Source organism: Ekhidna sp. (assembly GCF_965228795.1).
In the GTDB taxonomy this organism is placed as follows: Bacteria; Bacteroidota; Bacteroidia; order Cytophagales; family Cyclobacteriaceae; genus Ekhidna.
Genome location: NZ_OZ245839.1, coordinates 1,341,382 through 1,362,824 on the forward strand (window position 1 = coordinate 1,341,382; position 21,443 = coordinate 1,362,824).

Sequence of the window (21,443 nt, forward strand, 5' to 3'; positions counted from 1 at the left end):
ATTCAAGATCATGAAAACGATCATGAATAAACTCATAGCAACGTGCATTCTGAGTCTCCTTGTAGGAGCACTTTGTGCACAGGATACATTAAGCAGATCCAATGTCTCCAACGGAGGTGCATGGCTCACTAAGAGTAGCTACACCCTCTTTGGAACCTTCGGTCAGCCTGGTGTTGCGACCAATATTACATCAGAAGATGGTGTGTTATCCGGCTCTGTTGGATTCATCGGTCCTGTGAATAATATCGGACAAAACAACCCGCCAGTAGCTTCTACAACTTCGTTAACCGTTTTTGTAGAAGATAGTATAATTGAACTTTCAGGATTTGATCCCGATGGGGATGAGATATTCTTTGAAATCGTTGCAGAACCTCAATTTGGCACCCTTACGCAGGTACAGGGAGGTCAGTTTGAGTTTCTACCAAATGCGGGACTCAATCCTGGTCAATTATACACCGATGAATTAACGTTCAGGGTTAATGATGGAAGTCTAAATTCAGAAGATGCGGTCTTTAACTTCCAGTTTATCATGGAAGATGCTCCTCATGAGATTACCGGAGTAACATTTGATGGAACCAACATGTCCCTTTCATGGGAAGATGTGGTGCCAAATGATTCGTATGCAGTTGAATTAGACTATTACGATCTATCTGATGCAACAAACCCGGGCTTCAAATTTTTGATTAATCAATCATTTAATGCAGCAGATCTAATACCAGAGAATGGACTATACAGTGTTTCTACTGCGGTTTCTGCCACTGAGCACCCTTACGTCTTTGATGGTGATCAGGTGTTTATAACGGCATCAGTCACTACCCCAAATGGAGTAGGAGCTTTTGAGGCAATTGTTTTGGACAATACGACAGGTGCGAGAACGACAGCATCTTCAGATGGTGAGTTCTTTGCGTTTGGGAGTAGTCAAACCGTACGTGAAAATGGCAAGGTAGAACTTAGTTTCTATAGTGTAGAACTCAGTGATTTTGATGCGGCTACCACCATTATAGAACTACTTGACGAAGGATCGAAAGGAAACATTTCCGATCTCACTGTAAAGGAGTCTACGGATGTGCTTAAAGAGTGGTCGGTTACTTATGAGTCAACACAACAAGTGGGAGGTAAGGATTCGATAGAGTTTAGGGTGTTTAATCAGGATCGTCAGTTATTTGATACAGCTTACGTAAGGATTGATATCATCGATGTAAATGATCCTCCAAAGTTGGCAAGAATCGCTAATCAGGTGACAGAGGAAGATGTGCCTTTACAGGTAAACATTACTCCAACCGATCCGGACAATGAAGTTTCAGTAATCGTAGAATCCAACGAAGCAACCTTAGCTCCGGCTACTTATGAAAACGGTGTAATCACTGTCTCTCCACAAAATAATTTCAGCGGCAGAGTTTCTGTCAACGTCATTGTGGAAGAGGTAGATACCGATGAAAACTACGTGGCTTATCGAAAATTTGACGTTGAAGTATTGGATGTGGATGATAGTCCTGTTGTAAATGCCATTCCCAATACAACGATTGATGAGGATAATACTTTAACCTTTATTGCCTCGGCTACAGACGTTGATGCTACCTTGGCAGTATTCACTTACAGTGCTGAGGTAAATGATCCATCTGCTATTGATGTAGAGGTTGATGGGAGTACCATCCAGCTGATACCTAAGCCTAACGTAAATGGTACATACACCGTGAGTGTATTTGCTGACGATGGACTTGGTAAACCTACGTCAGTATCGGAAGCTGAGGTCTTCGAATTGGTGATCAATCCAATCAACGATGAACCTGAGATTTTGAAGTCATTCTCAACTCAGCAAATCATTACCGGATTGCCAGACTACACCATCAATTTAGGCGCTTATTTTACGGATGTTGAAAATGGTTCCGACCTTACCTATACGTTTGCCGGCAATTCAGAAATTGGATTAAGCATCTCAAATACAATCCTTACAGTATCACCTTCAGAATCATTTAATTCAATTGAGGAAGTTACCGTGACAGCTTCAGATGGGGAAAATGAGGTCAGTCAGACGGTATCGTTTGTGTACATTCAATCAGATCCTAACGTAGTGATTGTGAATGCAGTAGCGGATTTTACCTTGGAAGAAGATTTTGGCACATCAACGTTAGATGTATCCAATGTCTTTGCAAATACCAATGATCCCAATGCTGTATTTGAATTCAACTTAACTGGAGGTGGCTTTACCTCTGCTTCCATTAACGAAGAAGGTTTAATCACATTCGAATCAGATGAAAACTTCAATGGAACAGAGACCTTTTATCTTTTTGGTTCTGTAGATGGACAGGCCAATTATACATCATTCACACTGGAAGTGACCCCTGTTAATGATCCGCCTGTTGTTTCTCAGGTTTCTGCTAAGGAAATGATAGAGGATCAAATACTTTCAGGGGTATTTCTATCAGTTGCAGATGTGGATAATTCCTTATCTGAATTGACCATAACAGCTAGCTCTTCTGATACTAACATCATTGATAATGTTGGCATCACCAATAATATTTTAAGTAGTGGCTTTTCTTTCAGTTTTACACCTATAGCTAATGCAAATGGAAGTACGACCATTGAAATAAGTATCAGCGATGGTGGGGATCCGGAAGTGGTTTCCTTTGATTTGAACGTGCTGCCGGTAAATGATGCTCCATTCATCAAGTCAGCATCCATAGGACCTGCTACTGAGGATGTTAGCTATTCTTTGAACATGACCGAATTATTTGGAGATGTAGATGGCGATGCACTTAGTTTTTCATCAACTGAAAAGCCCGAATGGTTAACTCAGACAGGAAATATATTGTCTGGGACTCCAGCGAATAGTGATGTAGGTGTTGAGCCGCTCAAGATACGTGTGGATGATTCCAAAGGAGGCACAGTGGTTCAGATGTACGACATAGAAGTGCTGAATGTCAATGATGCTCCAACATTAGTAAGTGAAATAGCTCCATTAGAGTTATTGGAGGATTTTGGAACTTCCACCTTGCTGTTAGATAATAAGTTTGAAGATATCGATGGCGATGTATTGATATATACTGCGTCTTCTGATAATGAAGCGGTTGTAACTGTTTCAGTTTCAGGAAGTGAATTGATTCTAACCGAGGTTTCAAATGGTTCATCAACCATTATAGTTTCAGCTGATGATGGGAATGGAGGAAATGTGGAAACCTCATTTGCTGTGACTGTAAATAATGTAAATGATGCACCGGTGGCGGTATCTGGAATTGTGGATCAAGAGATCAAGAAGGGTTTTAGTAATTCTACCATTGATTTAGCCAATGCTTTTGAGGATGAGGATGGCGATCAGATACGTTTGTCTGCCGCTTCATCAAATGTGGAAGTAGTAGCCGTAACAGTTAGCGGAACCACGCTTTCCATCCTGGAAAGAGGCGAAGGAGTCGCTACAATCACTGTTACAGGTTCCGATGGAAATGGCGGAGAGGCTTCATTCGAATTTGATTTCACTGTAATTCCTTTGGGCGTCAATGCTGTTGAGGACTATCACATTTATCCTAATCCTGTTTCTAAGCAGTTGTACATCAAAGGGACTTTTAGCGAAGTAGGATGGAGAATGATTGATACTTCCGGAAGGATTATTAAATCGGATCGTTTATCTAATGGAGAAGCGATAGATGTTTCAAATATGAATACAGGAATTTATTACTTAAGGATTGATGGGACGAATCAAACCCTGAAGGTGATCATTCGCAGATAATTAAGATAAGCAATACTAAGGTGGGGCTGCATTGATAAATAGTTTATTGTGCGGCCCTTTTTTATTAGAAAATACTATTAATCCGCCAGGCTGAATATCTTTGCGACCTCAAAAAATAACATATGGAATTCAGCGATATAGCATCAGTTTCAGGAAAAGGAACCTTATTCAAAATAATTCAACCAACACGTACAGGTGTGATATTGGAAAGCCTGGATGAGCACAAGAAGAAAATGGTAGCTACCATGCACAATAAAGTGAGCATTCTTTCGGAAATATCCATTTATACTACTGATACAGAAGGAGCAGTTCCTTTGGAGGATGTGATGAGAAAAATCCATAAGGAATTTGATGGTGATACTGATTTAGATAAAAATAGTAGCCCGGAGGAGCTGAAAGCATTTTTAAAGTTTGTGCTACCAGACTATGATGAAGCAAGAGTGTATGTTTCTGATATAAAGAAGGTAGTAAGTTGGTACGATCAATTAGTAAAGCAGGCTCCTGATGTTTTAGCAGAAAAAAAAGAAGAAGCCAAGAAAACGAAAAAAGGATCGGCTAAGAAAAAAGAGGAAGCCAAAGGTGAGTGAGGTTAAGTATAAATTCAGGGTACGTTGGGCAGATCTGGATCCAAACGGGCATATGAGGCACACTGCGTATAATGACTATTGTGCGCAGGCACGTTTAATGTACTTTGAGGATATCAATATGTCTTTCGGCAAATTGATAAAAATGGGTGTGGGGCCAATCCTTTTCCGAGAAGACACCAGATTTTTCAAAGAAGTCCGTATGAATGAAGAATTCGAAGTGGGATTTACCATTTCGAAACTTCGAAAAGATGGGTCAAAATGGTCATTCAGGCATAATATTTATACTAATGATGGCAGCCTTTCGGCAAAAGTAGATGTTGATGGAGCGTGGTTGGATCTGGTAAAGCGTCGAACAACAGTTCCGCCAACGGAGCTGAGCGGTTTGTTGCTGGATGCTGTAAAATCAGATGATTTTGAGTGGATTCCGGATAAAGTCAAGGCTTAAACTCATCCGGTATTTCACAATTTTCTTTGCGACGTGTATCTACAAGATGAAAGATCTTCCAGCCATCTTCACGTTTGATTAAATGGAATGCATCCACACCACAGTGTGAGAATTGATCGTCTACATAAAATGCATAATCGACCCAAACGGAAGCTAAATTATCATCTATCTCTACTTTTTCATTCCAAATTGGTTCGTTCCATACCTGCTCTTTGGGCTGTCCAACAGCATCTTTGAATCGCTTGAATTCACCTGATACCAACGTAGAATTTCCATCATTATCATAGAAAGCAGTAAACGTATTAGGGTTTTCTACAAAGCTTTGCTTTAGGAGGGTGCTGTCGTTGGTACGCATTGCTTCAAAAACCTGGTTAATCACTTCCATGATTTCATCTTTATCCTGACCTTGTCCTATGGATAGCAATGGAGAAGCTAGTAGAAGTGCTATTAATAGTTTTTTCATGTGGGGGTTTTTTATAGTCAGATAAAATACCTGATAATTGCCTAATTCAATGTTATACTATGGATGAAGTTACACTTCTGAGGCAGAGTTATCAACTGATCCACAAGGATTTAGGATTAGAGGATCAATTAGAATTTGAGGATACAAAAAACGATTTTGATCGGTTAGTGGATTTCCTTACAAAGCAGGTAAACCACCTCTTGGATCATGACTTAAACAGGCTTCTGAACGCACTTTACCGTATAGATATACCGGAAAATGAAGTAAAACGTCTACTTCATTACTCCGATCAGGGTAAAATTGCCCAAAACATGGCTTTAGCAATTATAGAAAGGGAAAAGAAGAAAGTAATTACTAGGCAACAGTACCAGTCTTCATAAAAGAAGTGGCGTGTTTGACCATGTTAGCCGACCCGATGTACAACGGAGAACGTTGATGAAACGAGGTAGGCTGAATATCCAAAATACGCTCTTTACCACTAGTAGCAACTCCTCCTGATTGCTCAGCGATGAATGCCAGGGCGTTACACTCATATAGTAACCTTAGTTTACCATTTGGTGCCTTTTCTGTGTTTGGATAAAGATAGAGTCCACCCTTCATCATATTTCTATGAAAATCTGCAACAAGCGAACCGATATATCTGGCAGTCATGCCTTTTTTCTTACAATCATCGATGTATTCTCTCACCCATTCGTCAAAAGCATAATAGTTACCCTCATTGATCGAATAGATTTTTCCGTCTTTAGGACACTTCATTTGATTGTGAGAAAGCACGAATTCTCCAAGGCTTGGCTCTAACGTAAATCCATGAACACCTCTGCCTGTCGTATAAACCAGCATGGTAGAAGAGCCATATAAAATATATCCTGCAGCAACTTGCTCTGTACCTTTCTGGAGTACATCTTCTTCCTGCACAGGTCCACCTACCGGGGAAATTCGCTTGTAAATAGAGAAAATAGTACCAATCGATACATTCACATCAATATTGGAGCTTCCATCTAAAGGATCAATTGCTACAACATACCTACAATTAGGATTGAGGTGGATGATTTCTTGCTCCTCTTCGGAAACAACCGCGCAAGTCATACCTCCATTTCGCAATGCTCTTGTAAATCGAATATCAGCTACAACATCGAGTTTTTGCTGATCCTCTCCCTGAACGTTTTTTTCTCCAAAACCACCAGTGATATCAAGTAGTCCTGATTTATTTACCTCCTTATTGATAATTTTTCCTGCAAGCGCGATATCTCTCAAAAGTTGAGACAATTCACCAGTTGCTGAGGAAAATTCATCCTCTTTTTGTTTAATAAAGCGGTCTAAGGTTGTTCCTATCGGCAGGCCAAGCTTACTTTTGTTCATAAGGGGTTTATATTCGAGATTGTTTATTGGGTTTCAAACCACGAAATTAATTCATTCAGTATTTATAACGTTTGCATAATGCAGATTTTCAAGTTTGGAGGTGCGTCAGTCAAAGATGCTGCCGGGGTAAAAAATTTAGGAGAAATTGTTGCTTCATTCGGTTCGCAACGTCTGGTGATTGTAGTTTCTGCAATGGGTAAGACCACTAATAAACTTGAAGACTTAGTCAAACAGGCACATACAGGTCAGGATTATGCAGCAACACTTGGTGAGCTAAAAGACTATCATCATGAGATTGCACAGGAGCTTTTTGGTGAAATACCAGAAAGTTATCTTCACTTTGAGCGTTCTTTAGAAAACGAACTTAAAGACTTGGGAGAATGTGAGTCTATGCTTGCTTATGACAAAATTGTTCCCTACGGAGAATTGATGTCCACCTCAATCATAGCAGAGTACTTAAATAAGCAGGTTAACTGTAAATGGTTTGATGCCAGAACCATTATCCGCACAGATCAGTATTTTACAGAAGCCAATGTGGATTGGGTAGTGACTGAAAAGCAAGTGATAAACTTGTTGAAGCCTGTTGCTGAGGAGTCTGTGGTGGTTACACAGGGATTTATTGGTTCAGATGTAGAAGGTAATTCCACCACCCTGGGGAGAGAGGGGTCGGATTATACAGGCGCCATTTTAGCGTATTGCTTAAATGCGGAAGGATTCACTGTTTGGAAAGATGTACCGGGCATCCTTAATGCAGACCCCAGAATACTGGAAGGAGCGGAACAATACGAAAAGCTCAGCTACCGTGAGGTGACAGAAATGACCTATTATGGAGCTCAGGTAATTCACCCCAAAACATTAAAGCCGATCGCTCAAAAAAGTATCCCGTTGATGGTTCGTTCGTTTCAGGATAAAGCAAAAAGTGGGACTACCATATCCACAGATAACACTACGAAGATGATTCCATGCTTCGTATTTAAAGGGAATCAGCTGCTAGTGACAGCACAGGTAAAAGATCACAGTTTTATGGATGAGAAAAAATTAGGTTTGATCCTTCAGGTACTTGATTTGTTAAATATAAAAATCAACCTGATGCAGAATTCAGCCCTAACCTTTTCTTTCTGTATTGACAATAAGGAATTTAAGTCGAAGCGGATAAAGGAGCTTTTAAATAGGGATTTCATCCTTTCATTTGAAAGCCCATTAAACCTGGCGACCATTAAAAATTACACACCTGATGCATTCAATAAACTACCTTGGAACAGGACGGTAATCATGGAGCAAAAGACCGCTAATAATTATCAGGTACTATATCGGTAATACACCAATCTTCATGTCATGTAAATCTTCTTAAAGTCTGAATTATACCTGATAGATAGGATGATCCAAAGAGATTGACATGTACAAGAAGAGGGTAGAGGTTGTGAATATCTACTCGATCTTCAAATTCAGGCTCAAGAGGATATTCATTTTCATAATACCGATACAAATCACTTGAAAAGCCACCGAATAGTTTGGTGAATGACAGCTCTGTTTCTCTGTGACCATAATGAACAGCAGGGTCAAATACGGCAGCATTTCCATGGGCAGCAATCATATAGTTACCACTCCATAAGTCTCCGTGCAGAAGGGCAGGCCTTTCATCAGGTACCAGCTGAGGCAGGTGATTCATCAGGGTATCAAATTGTTTTAAGAGGTTATTGTCCATTAATCCTTTTGATTTAGCTAGGTCTAACTGAGGGTTTAGTCTTTCCTCTATGAAAAATTGATCCCAGGATGCATGCTGAGAGTTGGACTGAGGTAAACTACCAATGTAATTATCATGATCAAGTCCAAACTGATCGGATGAATTTTTATGTTGACGTGCCAGGTTTATACCAAAATTTCTCCAAAAATCGGTGTGAGGAGCCCCTTGATCAATCCACTCTGTCAGCAGATACGATCTGTTTTCAATCACCCCAGCATCGATAACCTCAGGAGAAAAAATAGGGGAATGCTTGTTGAGAAGGTTTAGTCCTTTGGATTCTGACTCGAACATTCCAATGAGATCAGAACGATTCCATTTGAGAAAATATCGATTTTCGTCAGTTTCAACCTTAATGGCATTATTGATGCATCCGCCTGATACATTTTGCGTCGTATCTACTTGTTGATCGGGAAAGTTTATTTCAATGATTTTGGCAACAAAACCACTCATAAATTATGCTCCTTTTTTAGAAAATGGATGAATTTGTCCAATGATCGATCTAAAATCTGATATACATTTTCAAATCCATTAACACCCCCATAGTATGGATCAGGTACATCTTCACCCTTTCCGTAAGGATCAAAATCCCGCATTAAAATCAGTTTGCTTGGTTCATTACCCATCTCTGAAACCATATTTCCATAGTTAGAACTATCCATTGCCAGCAAGTAATCATACTCTATTGCATGATTTTTTTTAAACTGCTGCCCTTTATGGTTAACAGGAACACCATGTTTTTTTGCAATTTCTATGGTTCGAGGATCAGGATTTTCTCCAACATGATAGTTGGCAGTGCCAGCAGAATTTGCGCTTATTTTGCTGTTTAAGCCTTGTTCTAGCAGTTTTTTATTGAAAATGGCTTCAGCTAAAGGGGATCTGCATATGTTTCCTAAACAAACAAATAAAACTTTTATCATAATAGGTGGTTACTTTTTTTGATTAGATAGTATATATCTAATGCATAACACAAATTTATTCATACACCTGTTTGACAAGTAAAAAAGAAAGTCCCGTTTTTGACGGGACTTTTCTTTTTTTATGCGGTTCTAATTACCTGATGCTCAGACCCAAACCTGCAGTGAATGTATTGTACTTCTGGATGGTGTATTCAGTATGAATAGTAAGTATCAATAGTTTCATTCTTAGTCCCAGGTTTACTCTAGGTGAACTACCACCGGAAAAATCCAGTGCTACAGGATCTGTTACGGTAGCACTTTGTCCACTTGATGTGTCTGTGTATGTGAAATCACCAGCTACATCCATGGAACTGCTAGCTATATTGTAGCCAATGCCCATGTAAGGGGTGAAGATCGCTAGTTTTTTGGATACGATACCTTGAACTGTAAATGAAGAGGCTTTTAGTGTAGCCAAGCCATCAGCCTGAAACTCTGGAGATGTTTCATCAATGACATATTCAGCTTTTAATCTGTTGAAAGCAGCAAATCCTGAAAAGTCAAACGGAATTTGTTTTAACCCTGGAACCCATTGCTTCAGATCATGCTTTACACCTAGTCCAAAAATGTTGAAGCTGCCATCATCTCCTGCTGCACCAAAATCACTGGCATATCTAACGACTAGTTCTGTGCCTTTCGGCAGGCCAATGCCAAGTTGCACAGCCGGCACTGGGAAGCCAACAATTGGAAAATCTTCTACATCAAATCCCGGAGGGGCATTGAATGTAACATCATTCTCATAGGTAACACCAGGTGCTACTTCAGTACTTGCAGGGATTCTCAAAACGGATGAAGTTTCGCCACCTACAGCAGTTGGTAAAATATTTGACCCTGAAGCTAGTTCCAGGTTTTCCCAGGTTCTACTGTTAAAGTCAAAAAACCTATCATCATCAGGAATATTCGCAACATTAACACTTGCTGTGATATCAAATCCGAGCAATTTATGTGGTTTTGCTGTGTTATACCAACCACTGCTCAACCCATTATTGAATGATAGCATCATTGATTTGGTGTATGCACCAAGGTATTGGTTAGCATCAGCTGCACCACTTCGGAATATCTCACCAAACTCCTGTGAACTTGCGGAATGACTCATTGAGATCATCCCTGCTACTGATAAAATAATATACTTTATATGCTTTTTCATTACTGATAAATTTTAGTCTCTATGATGTGGAATTAGTTGTTTGCGCAATTAACCAAGATTCTTTGAAAATACGAATTGAGTCATCCTGAATTATCCGTGGATTAATCGAAATTACCGAATCTTAGAGGGTAATAAAAAAGGCCAACGCAATGTTGGCCTTTAGAATGTAGGTTAGAGAATGTTTTGTTACCTGATATTGATTCCGGCACCTAATGTCAATGTATTATACTTTTGAATGGCATAATCAGCGTGCAATGTCATAATCAACAGTTTTAATCTAAAGCCAACATTTATTCGTGGGCCAGTGGATAAATATTTGAAGCTAATTGGATCTACATATGTACCCGTTGGGTTTTCATCAGAAATTTCAGTCTCATATGTACCTTCCAAATCAAAGTTTGTAGTGGTTGTAGCAACGCCAACACCCCCGAATAACGTTAAAATTGAAAGCTCTTTAGAAATCAACCCTTGCAGAGTAAATGAACTAATATTTAAGATGGCCATTTGATCCGGATTATTTTCAGGATCTACAAAGAGCTTTGCATTAATGTTATTCCATCCAACAAACCCTGAGACATCCCAAGGAATTTGCTTGAATCCGGGAACCCATTGTTTCAGGTCGTGCATAAAACCCACACCAAACATTCCAAATTCAAAATCTTCTTCTTTAATGGCAGGAATAAACCTGATTTTAAGATCCGTATTCTTGAATAAACCAAGTCCTACTTGTATCATTCCGGATGGGACTGCATTGATTGGGATTACCTCCTTCAAGCCCAATCCTGTCGGCGAACTGATAGAAATGGTCTGTTCCTCCCCATTTAACTCTGATGTATAGTCAAGAAGTGGTAATTCATCTGCCGGAAGATTAGGGCCAAACAGAGTTGGTGCCTGATCAGTTGGGCTGTCTGGGTTCAACGAAATGTTATCATAATCATTGGGATTAAAGGTAAAAAACTCTCCTTTTGATGGAACCATAGCCAGAGTAGTGGTAGGTGTTATGTCAAAACCCAAAAGTTTATGAGGTTTTGCAGTATTGTACCATCCGCTATTAATACCATAACCAAAACCCAAAAATGCAGGTTCTAAATAGCTTTCCATTAATCTTTCAGCATCTCCAGCTCCTGCTTCTAAAAATGTTCCAATATCTTGTGCTTTTGTGCTTGAGATAGTAGCTGCAAAAAATAAAGTTATTATTAGTCTATAGTTTAGTTTCATGTGTGTGGTTGTTGAGATTATTGATTTTCATCCACTTGTACAGTAGCGAAAGCTGTTATTGCTAATTCAATATCAAAGTTGTTGTCACCAAAAGGTTCGTCAGCATTAACTTCCAGGGCGATACTAACATCGCCGTTTTTTAATCTATTACTTAAATTATTGAAGTTTGATTGATTGGCTTGAAGGGGGATAATAGCACCATTGGAAAGTTCAACAGGGCCGGAATTGAATTCAATATTATTTGCCTCAATTATAATTTCTCCTGTAATAGAGTTCTGATTTTCTCGGAAATCGCGCATCGTTATTACTAGCGAAGTAACCTCTAACTCGAGTATTCTATCGCCAAAGTCTTTGATTTCTGAATTTACAGAGGTAGAGGCAGACTCATTGAAATTTTGTAGCAATTCAAGTCCAGCCTGGTTAGCACCAAAATCGGTATCATATTCCCCTCCAACTTTGACTTGTATGCCAGCATCTCCACAGCTAGTTAGGAGATATAGGCAACAAAGTAATGCTAGGCTTAAAATTTTAGCTTGTTTCATTGTGTGATGTATTATTCAATTGGTTAGAGTAAAGCTAAGAAAGAATCACTAATTAATTTCAGTCATTGATGGCCTCTCATAATTCTTTAGTCTAAAAGTTTGGGTTGAGAATCTAATTATGCTAACTTCGCATTTGAGAATAATTCCTAAATGGAAATTGTTAGTCAAATAAAAGAACAGTTAAGCGATGCAGGCCTAAAAGCCACTCATCCGAGAATAGTGGTGCTTAAAGAGTTGATGATTTCTAATGATCACCCAACTGCTGAGAGCATTCACGAAACAATTAAAGAGGACAATCCTTCTATTTCGTTAGGAAGTGTTTATCGTGTATTGGATGTTCTGGTTGATTCGGGCTTGATTCAAAGAGTGTCAGTAAGATCCGGATCCAAAAGGTATGACGCTAATATGAGCCCTCATGGTCATATTTATTGTCTTAAGACGAACAAAATTCAAGACTTCTACGATGAAGAGTTATATGGTTTAATCAATGATTTTTTCAGAAAGAAGCGAATTAGGAATTTTAAAATCAACGAAATAAAGCTTCAGGTCAACGGAGAACGTATTGATCCTGAGGCAGATGTAACAATAATTTAAATTTTAAAACTTAAAACAAACGTAAAACATGTCATTAGTAGGAAAAAGAGCACCTATAGTAAATGCACCAGCTGTAATCAACGGAGAAGAGATTGTAGAGAACTTCTCACTTGACCAGTACATTGGTAAGAAAGAAGTAATGTTCTTCTTCTATCCAAAAGATTTCACTTTCGTGTGCCCTACAGAAATTCACGCATTTCAAGAGAAATTAGAAGAGTTTGAGAAAAGAGGTGTAGCTGTAGTGGGAGCATCTTGTGATACTGAAGAGACTCACCTGGCTTGGTTAATGACTGACAAGGATAAAGGTGGAATCTCAGGTGTTACATACCCATTAGTTGCTGATCCATCAAAAACTGTAGCATCTAATTTCGGAGTTTTGGCCGGAGATTGGTCATACGACGAAGAAGGAAATCTTGAGTTTGATGGAGCACCCGTAGCTTTCAGAGGTACTTTCTTCATTGACAAAGAAGGAATCGTAAGACACGAGACCATCAATGACCTTCCTCTAGGAAGAAACATTGATGAAATGCTACGAATTGTAGATGCTTGGAAGCACGTAGAAAAGCATGGAGAAGTTTGTCCTGCAAACTGGGAAGAAGGTAAAACTGCTATGAACGCAACAAGAGAAGGTGTAGCAGAATATCTTTCAAGTAACTAAGAATTAATACTGCATGATTGAAGGCTGATCATTTTTATGATCAGCCTTTTTTATTTCAATCAATTGCATTGTCTTAGTATTGTACATTAAAATCAATCGTTTTTGAAAGCACTCGTTACTAAATCTACCGGACTATGGTATGAAGTTCAATCCGGGCAGGAACGCCTTGTAGCAAGGTTGCGTGGTAAGTTTAAGCTGGATGATAAAAAATTAACGAATCCAATTGCTGTTGGTGATTTTGTCGAAGTAGAAGACAATCAACAAGTAGAAGGTGAGTGGGTGATTACCAAAATCTATCCTCGTGAGAATTATGTACTGAGAGAAAGTCCGCGAAAAAAGGGACACGATCATTTAATTGCGAGTAATATTGATCTTGGAGTTTTAATTGTGACACTTAAAAAGCCTCGAACTTCTATAGGTTTCATAGACCGTTTTCTGATTACCTTGGAAGCCTTTAGAATTCCTGGTGTAATCTTATTCAATAAAAAAGACATTTATTCAGCCAAAGATTTTGATAAGTACGAGGAGCTAAAAAAGATCTATACCGAGATAGGATATCAGGTATTTCTTTGTCAGTTTGATAAGGAAGTTGAGACGGAAGTACAATCGTTATTTCAAAATCGAATAAGTCTGCTTTCTGGTCATAGTGGAGCGGGTAAATCAACATTGATCAATCAAATCATTCCAAATGCAAAGCAGGAGGTTAGTGAAATTTCTGACTTTGCTAATAAAGGTGTTCATACCACCACCTTTGCTGAGTTATTCTGGCTTAATGATAAATCTGCAATCATTGATACACCGGGTATTAAAGAGTTGGGATTGTCCGAAATTGAAGATGAAGAACTTTCTCATTATTTTCCTGAAATGAGGCAATATTTAGGAGAATGCAAGTTTCATAATTGCTTACATGAGAATGAGCCGGGATGCAAAATCAAAGAAGCAGTGGGTGAAAGCATCTCAGTGTCTAGGTATGAAAGTTATTTGTCTATTTTAAGGACAGAGGATAACAGAAGGTGAGAGCTACATTCAATAGATTTGAAATTAAAATCCAGGTTATGAAAAATTATAGACGATTATTGTTGGTTACGTTACTTGCTCTAAGTAGCATTTTGGTGTCATGCGAGCTTTTTGAGGATGCAACGAATCCGCTATCTGAGGCTGAAATAGTTGAGGGACTGAAAGAAGCGTTAAATATCGGATTGGAAAACTCGGTTACCAGTGCTTCCTCTACCGGAGGATATTTACAAAATGAAGTAATCAAGATTCTTTTGCCAGAAGAAGTTAATAACCTGCAAAGTAAAATTCAAACGGAAAGCATTGGTGGAGTAGTGCCATTATCCGTAGTTTATGACGCCTATATCAATTTAGAAAATAACGGAAATGATCTGTTCGAAGAGTTGATCACAGCGATGAATCGAGGAGCTGAATCAGCTGCCACAAAAGCATTACCAATATTCGGAAATGCCATACGGAATATGTCTTTTGATGACGCAAGAGGTATTCTTAATGGTGGCGAAACAGCAGCGACAGACTTTTTTTACAGAACAACGAGTGATGCGCTTTTTACAGCTTTTAATCCGGACGTAAAAGAAGCTCTGGATGCAACGGGGGCAAATCAGGTGTATACGGATGTTGCATCATTTTTAAGTTATGAGTATGACCCTACAGGTTTGGGACTCACCACGGTAAGTCCAAGCGACGTTTTAAATGTACAGCTTCCATCCAGTATTGATGAATATGCCACTACCAGAGCGATTGATGGACTTTTTCACTTAGTGGGTGAAGAAGAAAAGAAGATTCGGGAAGATCCTTTCGCTTGGGGAAGCTCGATCATTGAGCGAGTATTTGGTAATAATTAAGCTAGCCTGCTCAAAATAAAAAGGGGTCACTCGAGCGAGCGACCCCATCACACAACCAACCTAACTCACACTATTGCTAGTGTAAGATATTAACACCATCCGCTTGAATAGTGTTCGGTCTTTCTTCAATAATTTCATTGCTGACTTTTTTCAATACTACATTTAGGAAATTCATGAAACTTTTATAGGTTTGTTTACGAATACTACATTTAGGAGATTGAATATGAAAAAATATCAATTAGGAGAATTTGAAGAAATCGTACTCCTCACAGTGGGGGTACTTTATAATGAAGCTTATGGAGTAGCTATAAAGCATGAAATAGAGAACAGGTTAAATCGAAAGGTTAGTGTAGGCGCGTTACAATCAGCTCTTCGAAGGATGGAGAAGAAAGGTTATTTGGATAGTCGTCAGGGGGATTCTAGTGAAAAAAGAGGAGGGAAACCAAAACGATTTTTCACTATCACTGCATATGGTAAGGAAGCTTTAAAATATTCGAAAGATGTACGATCCCAGTTGTGGGATGCAATCCCTGAAGTGGCGCTGGACTTGAAAGTAGTATGATTAAAAAAACAGCAGATACATTTTTCAAGTGGTTTTGTCACCCTGAATATTACCCCGACATCAAGGGTGATCTGGAAGAATTATATGCTGATCATTTAGCATCCGGGTCAAGATTTCCACAATGGAAATATTTGATGGATGTAGTAATGCTATTGAGGCTTTCATTACTTAAACCCATTTTCAAAAACTCATTAATAAAGGACACAGGCATGTTTAAAAACTATTTCAAAATCAGCTTTAGAAATCTTCTAAAGCACAAAGGTTATACTGCCATTAATGTAATTGGTGTGGCGGTTGGCTTAGCAGCCTTCTTATTGATCAATCAGTATATTTCTTTTGAGAGGAGCTATGATTCTTTTCATAAAGATGCTGAGAATATTTACCGGCTCACTACTGATCAGATCGTTGACGGACAGGTTGGTGTAAGAGACGCTATGTCTTTTAATCCATCCGGCAAAATCATTACCGAGGAAATCCCGGAAGTGAGTGCTTACACAGTGACATACAATATTGGGAATGTTACAGTAAAAAAAGGAGAGACTTTGATCAATGAGGAGATGGTCAAAATGGGAGATGAGCACTTCGTTGAATTTTTTGGTCATAAAGTGATATCCGGAGATAAACAGACCATGCTTATAGAGCCTAATTCCATTGTGCTCACCCAATCCAAAGCTGAGTTCTATTTTGGTGAACAAGACCCTGTTGGCAAAACCTTACATCTCTTCTCTGGGTTTGACCAGGATTTTAAAATAACTGGTGTCATTGAGGATGTACCACTTAATACACACTTCAAGTTTGATTTCCTTATTTCTATTTCTACCATTCAGGAAAGACTGGATAATGAAGGATGGCGAGCATTTAATTATTACACGTATTTAAGGATTGATGAAGGTGCAGATATTACTGCATTAGAGGAGAAAATGATTCCTATAAAAAATAAGCACCTGGATGAGGAAAGTACGCTTTTCTTTAACCTTCAGCCTATTCAGGATATTCATCTTTATTCAGAAATGACTTTTGAGCCAGAAGTGGCTGGAAGTAAAAAATCTGTCGATTTTCTTGAGATTATTTCCATTTTCATATTGGTGATTGCATGGGTGAACTACATCAATTTATCTACTGCCAAAGCAGTTGATCGCGCAAAAGAGGTGGGATTGAGAAAAGTGATTGGTGCTGGTAAGAGGCAGCTAAGAATACAATTCTTAGTAGAGGCGCTTCTGATCAATTTATTAGGTGCCATAATTGCCTTATTAATTGCACAGTTGGTTACACCATCTTTCAATGCACTAGTGGAAACTCAAATATTAAATGATGTTTGGAAAGATACCGGCTTTCTGTTGATGCTGGGCATGTTCACATTGGTTGGCACATTTATATCCGGGTTCTACCCGGCTATTTTCCTCTCCAATTTCAAAATCATAAGTGTACTTAAAGGGAAATTCCGAAATTCCAAGAGTGGAGTAGGTTTAAGAAAAACACTTGTAGTACTTCAATTTGCTACTTCCATCGTACTTATTGCCTGCACATTGATTGTGATAAAGCAAGTTGATTTTATGCGAAATATGGATATGGGGATGGATACAGCCCACGTTGTTTCATTCAGGAATCCACGCCCGACAGGTAATGACAGACAGCAGTTGGTAGATAAAATGATGGTGTTTTTAGACCGGCTTGAAAAGAATTCGAATGTTATTGGCACTTCCACAACCACATCAGTACCAGGGGGTGAGAGCGATGAAATCGCATCAACAAGTGGTGGGGTGAAGATAGTGGGACTAACTGATAGATTAGACGCAACCACATATATTCAAAGCATTGATGAAAGGTATTTTGAGTTATTAGATATTCAATTGCTAGATGGACGAAATTTCGAAAAAGACCTGGCTTCTGATAGTTCAGCTGTTATTGTCAACCAGGCATTTTTGGATCGCTTCAATCTTTCCGAATCAAGCGTAATCAATGAAAAAATACAGTTTGGTCGAGATCCTGAAAATGATAAGTATCACATAATAGGAGTGATCGAAAATGTAAATCGAACCACCTTAAAAAAATCGACAGAACCGACCTGTTATTTTCATGATCCAGTATTACATCATTCGTTAGTTAAACTTTCTTCTGGTTCCCTGAAAGAAGGTCTGGATCTTATCGAATCGACATGGGCTGAAATGTTTCCTACGTCTACGCTGGAATATACCTTTATTGATGATCGTTTTGATCGGCTTTATAAAGAGGATCGAAAATTCGGATCTGTTTTTAGTATTTTTTCTGGTTTTGCCTTACTCGTGGCAATATTGGGTTTGTTTGGTCTTATTTCATTCATTGCTTCTCAGCGAACGAAAGAAGTTGGAGTACGAAAAGTATTGGGTGCCTCAGAAGCACACATCGTATCACTTTTTTATCGAGAGTTCATCGTATTGATTGGTATTGCTACAGTTATTGGATTACCAATCGTTTTTTTCGGGATGAATAACTGGCTGGATAACTATGCTTATCGCATTAATTTTCCATGGGCTGTACTGGCTATTTCTTTAGCTGTTGTGGTAGTATGCTCTCTTATTACCGTAAGTGTCAGGGTCTTGAAGGTTGCCTCTCTTAATCCGGCAAATACGCTAAAATATGAGTAACTAAAGCAGTTTGATGAAGGATGGTATTAGGCTGAAATTCCCTTGTCTTACACACTGCTTTATCTCGTAAATGCATCTAGCTCTAAGAGCTGAACGTTCTTCTTTGGTTTCGTTCAGCTCTTTTATTTTTTGACAAACCTTTAGGGTTGATTCCTGATGTTTGGTGCCAAATTGAAACTGTAGATCTGACAATGATCCTTTGATAATCCTCTTTTTTACCAGCACTTCATCTGTAAAAGCGTATTTCCACTTTCGTGAAGATCGAATCCAGAAATCAAAGTCTTCATAACTTAAAGACTCATCATACCCCCCCAGGTCTTCCAGTACTTCACGTTTGATCATCATTGAGGGTGGAGATATGAAATAGTTCTTAATCAAATCAATATATAAATCACCTTCAGGCACCTTTTCAATTAGATGGCCTTTTTTGTCACGTTTATAATGGTTGTCAATGATCTGGCCATTCGGTTTTATTTTGAGAACATCGCAAAAGATGACTCCTGCATCTCTACTCAAAAAAGTATTTATTCCTCTTAATATACGCTCGGGCATTAAGATGTCGTCACCCGCCAGATCGATGATATAGTCTCCTGATGATTTTTTAAATCCCTTGTTAAATGCAGCACAGTTTCCAATCGCTTGCGGAATGTCAATGAATGCAATCTTCCGCTCTGCAATGATATTTTCAATCTCCTCCTTGGTACCATCGGTACTCCCATCATCTACAATGATCAATTCTACATTCGTATACGTTTGTTTTAAAACCGACTGGATGGCCTCTTTTATGAAGGGTTGATGATTGTGAGATAAACAAACGACTGAAACCAATGGCAATTGATTCATGCTGGTAATTTCATATTTGAGATCGTTTTTACCAATTAAACTAAGATGAAAGTTGATGTGCACGAGTTAAATTCGGGGCAATGAAGCTTTTTGTCATTCCATCGTGGTATCCATCTGAGTCCAATCCTTCCTATGGAATTTTTATAAAAGAGCAAATTATGATGATGGCTCAACAAAGACCCGAGTGGAAGATAGGAGTGAGCACCTGGGGCCAAGGAGATGCAGAAAAATTGATTTGGGTGAAAGATCACTTTAAGAACCTTTCAAAAATTAAAAAACATCAAAAGGATGCATCAAAAGTTCGAGAGAGAAATGGCGTCATAGAATACTATCAGCCTGCTCTAAGCTGGACCAAGCGGTTCAAAAAAGGAAATTTGAAAGATATAATTAGATGCAATGAGTTAAACTTTCAAGCTTTTGTGACTGACAATGATAAGCCGGATCTGATACTTGTTCAAGGCACTTATCCCGGCATTTTGGTGGGTGAGTATTTATCCGATAAATATGATGTGCCTTACCATCTACACATCAGGCTTGGGGGCTTTATGTTTGAACACCTTCTGAATGACCTTGGTGGTATTAAGGGTGAGACCCTATCAGCTATAGAAAGAGCAAGAAAAGTGACTGTGACCAGTCATTTTCAGCAGAATGAGTTGCAAAATTGGGTGCCTCAAGCAGAAGTAATATACAATCCGGTTGATACTGATTTCTTTGATCTGAGTAATGAGAACGGGCAATACGTTTTGGCTATTGGTAGGTTGGAACATGAAAAAGGGTTTGACCTATTATTGGAAGCTATCCAAAATCTACCAGATGTTAAGTTGAAAATAATAGGTGAGGGATCTCAAAAAGAAAACCTTCTTGAGAAATCTAGTCGATTAAAACTGGATGATCGGGTTGAGTTTATCGGTGAAAAAACCAGAGAAGAAGTAAGGAGATATATTCATAAGTGTCAATTTCTAGTACTCCCAAGCAGATACGAAACGTTTGGAAATGTGGTACTAGAAGCAATGGCTTGTGGTAAGCCTGTTGTGGCTACAAGGTGTGGCGGTCCGGAGGAGATTCTCACTGAATATTCAGGAGTACTATGTGATAAGGATGTGACTGATTTAGGATCAGCCATTCATGAAATGGTTAAAACTTACAGCGAATATTCACCAGAAAAGGTCAGAGAAGAAGCTGTTTCACGGTTTGGAGTCACAGAATGGTTCAGGCAGTTGGAACAGATTTTTAAAGAAGGAATTTCAAAGTAGGCTTGGTCGTTGAAACGCCTCCCATTCGTTCCTTAAATATTTTCAACGTTTCCTGCGTCCTACCTTCAATAGATGAGACACCTAAATCCAGGTATTTATACCCTTCATCACGATAGTGCTCCACCATACCAGCTATTAGCATTACCATTGGGCTTTGATTTCTGAACATTGGGCTGGTGGCCGGCAGATAGTAGTACGCAACATCTTCCGTTACATTAACGGAAATGCACAATGCAGATATTTTACCTTCTCTAAACACCCCAAAACATTCATACTTACCGGGTAGTTTTTCACTGAGTTTTTGCAAGTGCTCCCAGCCAATGTTGATCTGAAGGCCTTGTGTTTGACGGCAGACGGCTAAAAACTTATAGGCAGTTTCAAGCTCGTCCTTTTCCATTTTTCTAAACGTAAATCCCTCATCCTGTAGTGCTTTTAGTTTTCGAACCTGCATCTGATGGATAGTGTCCTCCCACTTTTCATTCAGAAGTATGTGCTGATTAGAGTCATTGAAAAGAAGTTGAGCTCCTAATTTTTCTAAAACATTGACCGCAGGATAGTCTTTGTAAATTTCACATGGGTGATGAATAACCAATTCGGAGACACCTTTTTCTTTCAAATCCTTTTTCACCTCACTTATGAAGGTTTGCAGGTCTGCTGCATGATCTATCAATACAACAGATCCAAAAGGACTTTTAGGTATGCTAATTGCGGATTCTCCAATAATATCTAAGGGTAGAAATAGCTGTTCGGTTGAATAGGCGGTGAATTGGTTATATGTCTGTGATTGAAAGTAGGCACTTTGATAGTAGGTGAGACTTTTTTCGAAAGCAATTCGTTCTGGAGATGTGTAAATGTTTAGCATCATAAT

Annotated in this window: 21 protein-coding genes; 12 read left to right on the forward strand and 9 right to left on the reverse strand. The window is 38.9% G+C overall.

Features of this window, described 5'->3' with window-relative positions:
* The first annotated feature begins 10 nt into the window (after nucleotides 1-10).
* The 3 genes from ACQK2H_RS06275 to ACQK2H_RS06285 all read left to right on the forward strand — a co-directional run bounded on the left by ACQK2H_RS06275 (nucleotide 11) and on the right by ACQK2H_RS06285 (nucleotide 4,756).
* The gene (locus ACQK2H_RS06275) at nucleotides 11-3,724 is read left to right on the forward strand and encodes an Ig-like domain-containing protein (RefSeq protein ID WP_425390603.1); all 3,714 of its coding nucleotides are present in this window, start codon (nucleotides 11-13) and stop codon (nucleotides 3,722-3,724) included.
* 122 nt (nucleotides 3,725-3,846) lie between these two features.
* A complete protein-coding gene (locus tag ACQK2H_RS06280) occupies nucleotides 3,847-4,311 on the forward strand; it encodes a DUF5606 domain-containing protein (RefSeq protein ID WP_425390604.1) in 465 nt (154 codons plus the stop codon).
* Nucleotides 4,304-4,756, forward strand: coding sequence for an acyl-CoA thioesterase (locus tag ACQK2H_RS06285; RefSeq protein ID WP_425390605.1), 453 nt, complete (start codon nucleotides 4,304-4,306; stop codon nucleotides 4,754-4,756). The genes ACQK2H_RS06280 and ACQK2H_RS06285 overlap by 8 nt, the downstream gene beginning before the upstream one ends.
* On the opposite strand, the gene ACQK2H_RS06290 is transcribed toward ACQK2H_RS06285, so the two are convergent.
* Nucleotides 4,746-5,219 (reverse strand): nuclear transport factor 2 family protein, encoded by a 474-nt coding sequence (locus tag ACQK2H_RS06290; RefSeq protein ID WP_425390606.1) that lies wholly within the window; start codon nucleotides 5,217-5,219, stop codon nucleotides 4,746-4,748. The genes ACQK2H_RS06285 and ACQK2H_RS06290 overlap by 11 nt on opposite strands.
* Nucleotides 5,220-5,278: 59 nt before the next feature.
* Here ACQK2H_RS06290 and ACQK2H_RS06295 point away from each other — a divergent pair, with 59 nt between their 5' ends.
* Nucleotides 5,279-5,599, forward strand: a complete 321-nt coding sequence (locus tag ACQK2H_RS06295; protein ID WP_425390607.1) for a hypothetical protein — start codon at nucleotides 5,279-5,281, stop codon at nucleotides 5,597-5,599.
* Here the strand turns inward: ACQK2H_RS06295 and fbp are convergent.
* Nucleotides 5,574-6,578 carry a class 1 fructose-bisphosphatase gene (fbp, locus tag ACQK2H_RS06300; protein WP_425390608.1) on the reverse strand — a complete coding sequence of 335 codons (1,005 nt, stop codon included), beginning with the start codon at nucleotides 6,576-6,578 and terminating at the stop codon, nucleotides 5,574-5,576. The genes ACQK2H_RS06295 and fbp overlap by 26 nt on opposite strands.
* A gap of 78 nt (nucleotides 6,579-6,656) precedes the next feature.
* Here fbp and ACQK2H_RS06305 point away from each other — a divergent pair, with 78 nt between their 5' ends.
* Nucleotides 6,657-7,895, forward strand: coding sequence for an aspartate kinase (locus ACQK2H_RS06305; protein WP_425390609.1), 1,239 nt, complete (start codon nucleotides 6,657-6,659; stop codon nucleotides 7,893-7,895).
* A gap of 16 nt (nucleotides 7,896-7,911) precedes the next feature.
* On the opposite strand, the gene ACQK2H_RS06310 is transcribed toward ACQK2H_RS06305, so the two are convergent.
* The 5 genes from ACQK2H_RS06310 to ACQK2H_RS06330 all read right to left on the reverse strand — a co-directional run bounded on the left by ACQK2H_RS06310 (nucleotide 7,912) and on the right by ACQK2H_RS06330 (nucleotide 12,182).
* Entirely contained in the window at nucleotides 7,912-8,772 is an 861-nt protein-coding gene (locus tag ACQK2H_RS06310; protein ID WP_425390610.1) for a fructosamine kinase family protein, read from the reverse strand.
* Complete coding sequence (locus tag ACQK2H_RS06315; RefSeq protein WP_425390611.1) at nucleotides 8,769-9,239, reverse strand: low molecular weight protein-tyrosine-phosphatase; 471 nt, start codon at nucleotides 9,237-9,239, stop codon at nucleotides 8,769-8,771. Before ACQK2H_RS06315 ends, ACQK2H_RS06310 begins: the two co-directional genes overlap by 4 nt.
* Before the next feature lie 133 nt (nucleotides 9,240-9,372).
* Nucleotides 9,373-10,422: a DUF6588 family protein gene (locus tag ACQK2H_RS06320; protein ID WP_425390612.1), complete on the reverse strand. Its 1,050-nt coding sequence runs from the start codon at nucleotides 10,420-10,422 to the stop codon at nucleotides 9,373-9,375.
* 186 nt (nucleotides 10,423-10,608) lie between these two features.
* The gene (locus ACQK2H_RS06325) at nucleotides 10,609-11,640 is read right to left on the reverse strand and encodes a DUF6588 family protein (RefSeq protein ID WP_425390613.1); all 1,032 of its coding nucleotides are present in this window, start codon (nucleotides 11,638-11,640) and stop codon (nucleotides 10,609-10,611) included.
* 17 nt (nucleotides 11,641-11,657) lie between these two features.
* Nucleotides 11,658-12,182, reverse strand: a complete 525-nt coding sequence (locus tag ACQK2H_RS06330; RefSeq protein ID WP_425390614.1) for a hypothetical protein — start codon at nucleotides 12,180-12,182, stop codon at nucleotides 11,658-11,660.
* A 150-nt stretch (nucleotides 12,183-12,332) separates the two neighbouring features.
* Between ACQK2H_RS06330 and ACQK2H_RS06335 the strand changes: the two genes are divergently transcribed.
* The 6 genes from ACQK2H_RS06335 to ACQK2H_RS06360 all read left to right on the forward strand — a co-directional run bounded on the left by ACQK2H_RS06335 (nucleotide 12,333) and on the right by ACQK2H_RS06360 (nucleotide 18,479).
* The gene (locus ACQK2H_RS06335; RefSeq protein WP_425390615.1) at nucleotides 12,333-12,776 is read left to right on the forward strand and encodes a Fur family transcriptional regulator; all 444 of its coding nucleotides are present in this window, start codon (nucleotides 12,333-12,335) and stop codon (nucleotides 12,774-12,776) included.
* A 28-nt stretch (nucleotides 12,777-12,804) separates the two neighbouring features.
* Entirely contained in the window at nucleotides 12,805-13,434 is a 630-nt protein-coding gene (locus tag ACQK2H_RS06340; protein WP_425390616.1) for a peroxiredoxin, read from the forward strand.
* A 102-nt stretch (nucleotides 13,435-13,536) separates the two neighbouring features.
* Complete coding sequence (rsgA, locus tag ACQK2H_RS06345) at nucleotides 13,537-14,451, forward strand: ribosome small subunit-dependent GTPase A (protein WP_425390617.1); 915 nt, start codon at nucleotides 13,537-13,539, stop codon at nucleotides 14,449-14,451.
* A 38-nt stretch (nucleotides 14,452-14,489) separates the two neighbouring features.
* Complete coding sequence (locus tag ACQK2H_RS06350) at nucleotides 14,490-15,293, forward strand: DUF4197 domain-containing protein (protein ID WP_425390618.1); 804 nt, start codon at nucleotides 14,490-14,492, stop codon at nucleotides 15,291-15,293.
* Nucleotides 15,294-15,516: 223 nt separating this feature from the next.
* A complete protein-coding gene (locus ACQK2H_RS06355) occupies nucleotides 15,517-15,855 on the forward strand; it encodes a PadR family transcriptional regulator (RefSeq protein WP_425390619.1) in 339 nt (112 codons plus the stop codon).
* Entirely contained in the window at nucleotides 15,852-18,479 is a 2,628-nt protein-coding gene (locus tag ACQK2H_RS06360) for an FtsX-like permease family protein (protein WP_425390620.1), read from the forward strand. The genes ACQK2H_RS06355 and ACQK2H_RS06360 overlap by 4 nt, the downstream gene beginning before the upstream one ends.
* On the opposite strand, the gene ACQK2H_RS06365 is transcribed toward ACQK2H_RS06360, so the two are convergent.
* Entirely contained in the window at nucleotides 18,480-19,322 is an 843-nt protein-coding gene (locus tag ACQK2H_RS06365; RefSeq protein ID WP_425390621.1) for a glycosyltransferase, read from the reverse strand.
* Nucleotides 19,323-19,402: 80 nt separating this feature from the next.
* On the opposite strand from ACQK2H_RS06365, the gene ACQK2H_RS06370 reads away from it, so the two are divergent.
* Nucleotides 19,403-20,575 (forward strand): glycosyltransferase, encoded by a 1,173-nt coding sequence (locus tag ACQK2H_RS06370; protein WP_425390622.1) that lies wholly within the window; start codon nucleotides 19,403-19,405, stop codon nucleotides 20,573-20,575.
* Here the strand turns inward: ACQK2H_RS06370 and ACQK2H_RS06375 are convergent.
* The gene (locus tag ACQK2H_RS06375) at nucleotides 20,553-21,440 is read right to left on the reverse strand and encodes a GNAT family N-acetyltransferase (RefSeq protein WP_425390623.1); all 888 of its coding nucleotides are present in this window, start codon (nucleotides 21,438-21,440) and stop codon (nucleotides 20,553-20,555) included. The two genes, ACQK2H_RS06370 and ACQK2H_RS06375, sit on opposite strands and share 23 nt — an antisense overlap.
* Nucleotides 21,441-21,443: the final 3 nt, after the last annotated feature.

What these genes read in the sequence shown, in the direction of transcription:
- ACQK2H_RS06365 (WP_425390621.1), bottom strand. Translation starts at nt 19,322, where the DNA reads ATGAATCAATTGCCATTGGTTTCAGTCGTTTGTTTATCTCACAATCAT.
- ACQK2H_RS06320 (WP_425390612.1), bottom strand. Translation starts at nt 10,422, where the DNA reads ATGAAAAAGCATATAAAGTATATTATTTTATCAGTAGCAGGGATGATC.
- ACQK2H_RS06350 (WP_425390618.1), top strand. Translation starts at nt 14,490, where the DNA reads ATGAAAAATTATAGACGATTATTGTTGGTTACGTTACTTGCTCTAAGT.
- fbp (WP_425390608.1), bottom strand. Translation starts at nt 6,578, where the DNA reads ATGAACAAAAGTAAGCTTGGCCTGCCGATAGGAACAACCTTAGACCGC.
- ACQK2H_RS06295 (WP_425390607.1), top strand. Translation starts at nt 5,279, where the DNA reads ATGGATGAAGTTACACTTCTGAGGCAGAGTTATCAACTGATCCACAAG.
- ACQK2H_RS06310 (WP_425390610.1), bottom strand. Translation starts at nt 8,772, where the DNA reads ATGAGTGGTTTTGTTGCCAAAATCATTGAAATAAACTTTCCCGATCAA.
- ACQK2H_RS06370 (WP_425390622.1), top strand. Translation starts at nt 19,403, where the DNA reads ATGAAGCTTTTTGTCATTCCATCGTGGTATCCATCTGAGTCCAATCCT.
- ACQK2H_RS06330 (WP_425390614.1), bottom strand. Translation starts at nt 12,182, where the DNA reads ATGAAACAAGCTAAAATTTTAAGCCTAGCATTACTTTGTTGCCTATAT.
- ACQK2H_RS06290 (WP_425390606.1), bottom strand. Translation starts at nt 5,219, where the DNA reads ATGAAAAAACTATTAATAGCACTTCTACTAGCTTCTCCATTGCTATCC.
- ACQK2H_RS06360 (WP_425390620.1), top strand. Translation starts at nt 15,852, where the DNA reads ATGATTAAAAAAACAGCAGATACATTTTTCAAGTGGTTTTGTCACCCT.
- ACQK2H_RS06355 (WP_425390619.1), top strand. Translation starts at nt 15,517, where the DNA reads ATGAAAAAATATCAATTAGGAGAATTTGAAGAAATCGTACTCCTCACA.
- ACQK2H_RS06375 (WP_425390623.1), bottom strand. Translation starts at nt 21,440, where the DNA reads ATGATGCTAAACATTTACACATCTCCAGAACGAATTGCTTTCGAAAAA.
- ACQK2H_RS06275 (WP_425390603.1), top strand. Translation starts at nt 11, where the DNA reads ATGAAAACGATCATGAATAAACTCATAGCAACGTGCATTCTGAGTCTC.
- ACQK2H_RS06335 (WP_425390615.1), top strand. Translation starts at nt 12,333, where the DNA reads ATGGAAATTGTTAGTCAAATAAAAGAACAGTTAAGCGATGCAGGCCTA.
- ACQK2H_RS06305 (WP_425390609.1), top strand. Translation starts at nt 6,657, where the DNA reads ATGCAGATTTTCAAGTTTGGAGGTGCGTCAGTCAAAGATGCTGCCGGG.
- ACQK2H_RS06325 (WP_425390613.1), bottom strand. Translation starts at nt 11,640, where the DNA reads ATGAAACTAAACTATAGACTAATAATAACTTTATTTTTTGCAGCTACT.
- ACQK2H_RS06315 (WP_425390611.1), bottom strand. Translation starts at nt 9,239, where the DNA reads ATGATAAAAGTTTTATTTGTTTGTTTAGGAAACATATGCAGATCCCCT.
- ACQK2H_RS06340 (WP_425390616.1), top strand. Translation starts at nt 12,805, where the DNA reads ATGTCATTAGTAGGAAAAAGAGCACCTATAGTAAATGCACCAGCTGTA.
- ACQK2H_RS06280 (WP_425390604.1), top strand. Translation starts at nt 3,847, where the DNA reads ATGGAATTCAGCGATATAGCATCAGTTTCAGGAAAAGGAACCTTATTC.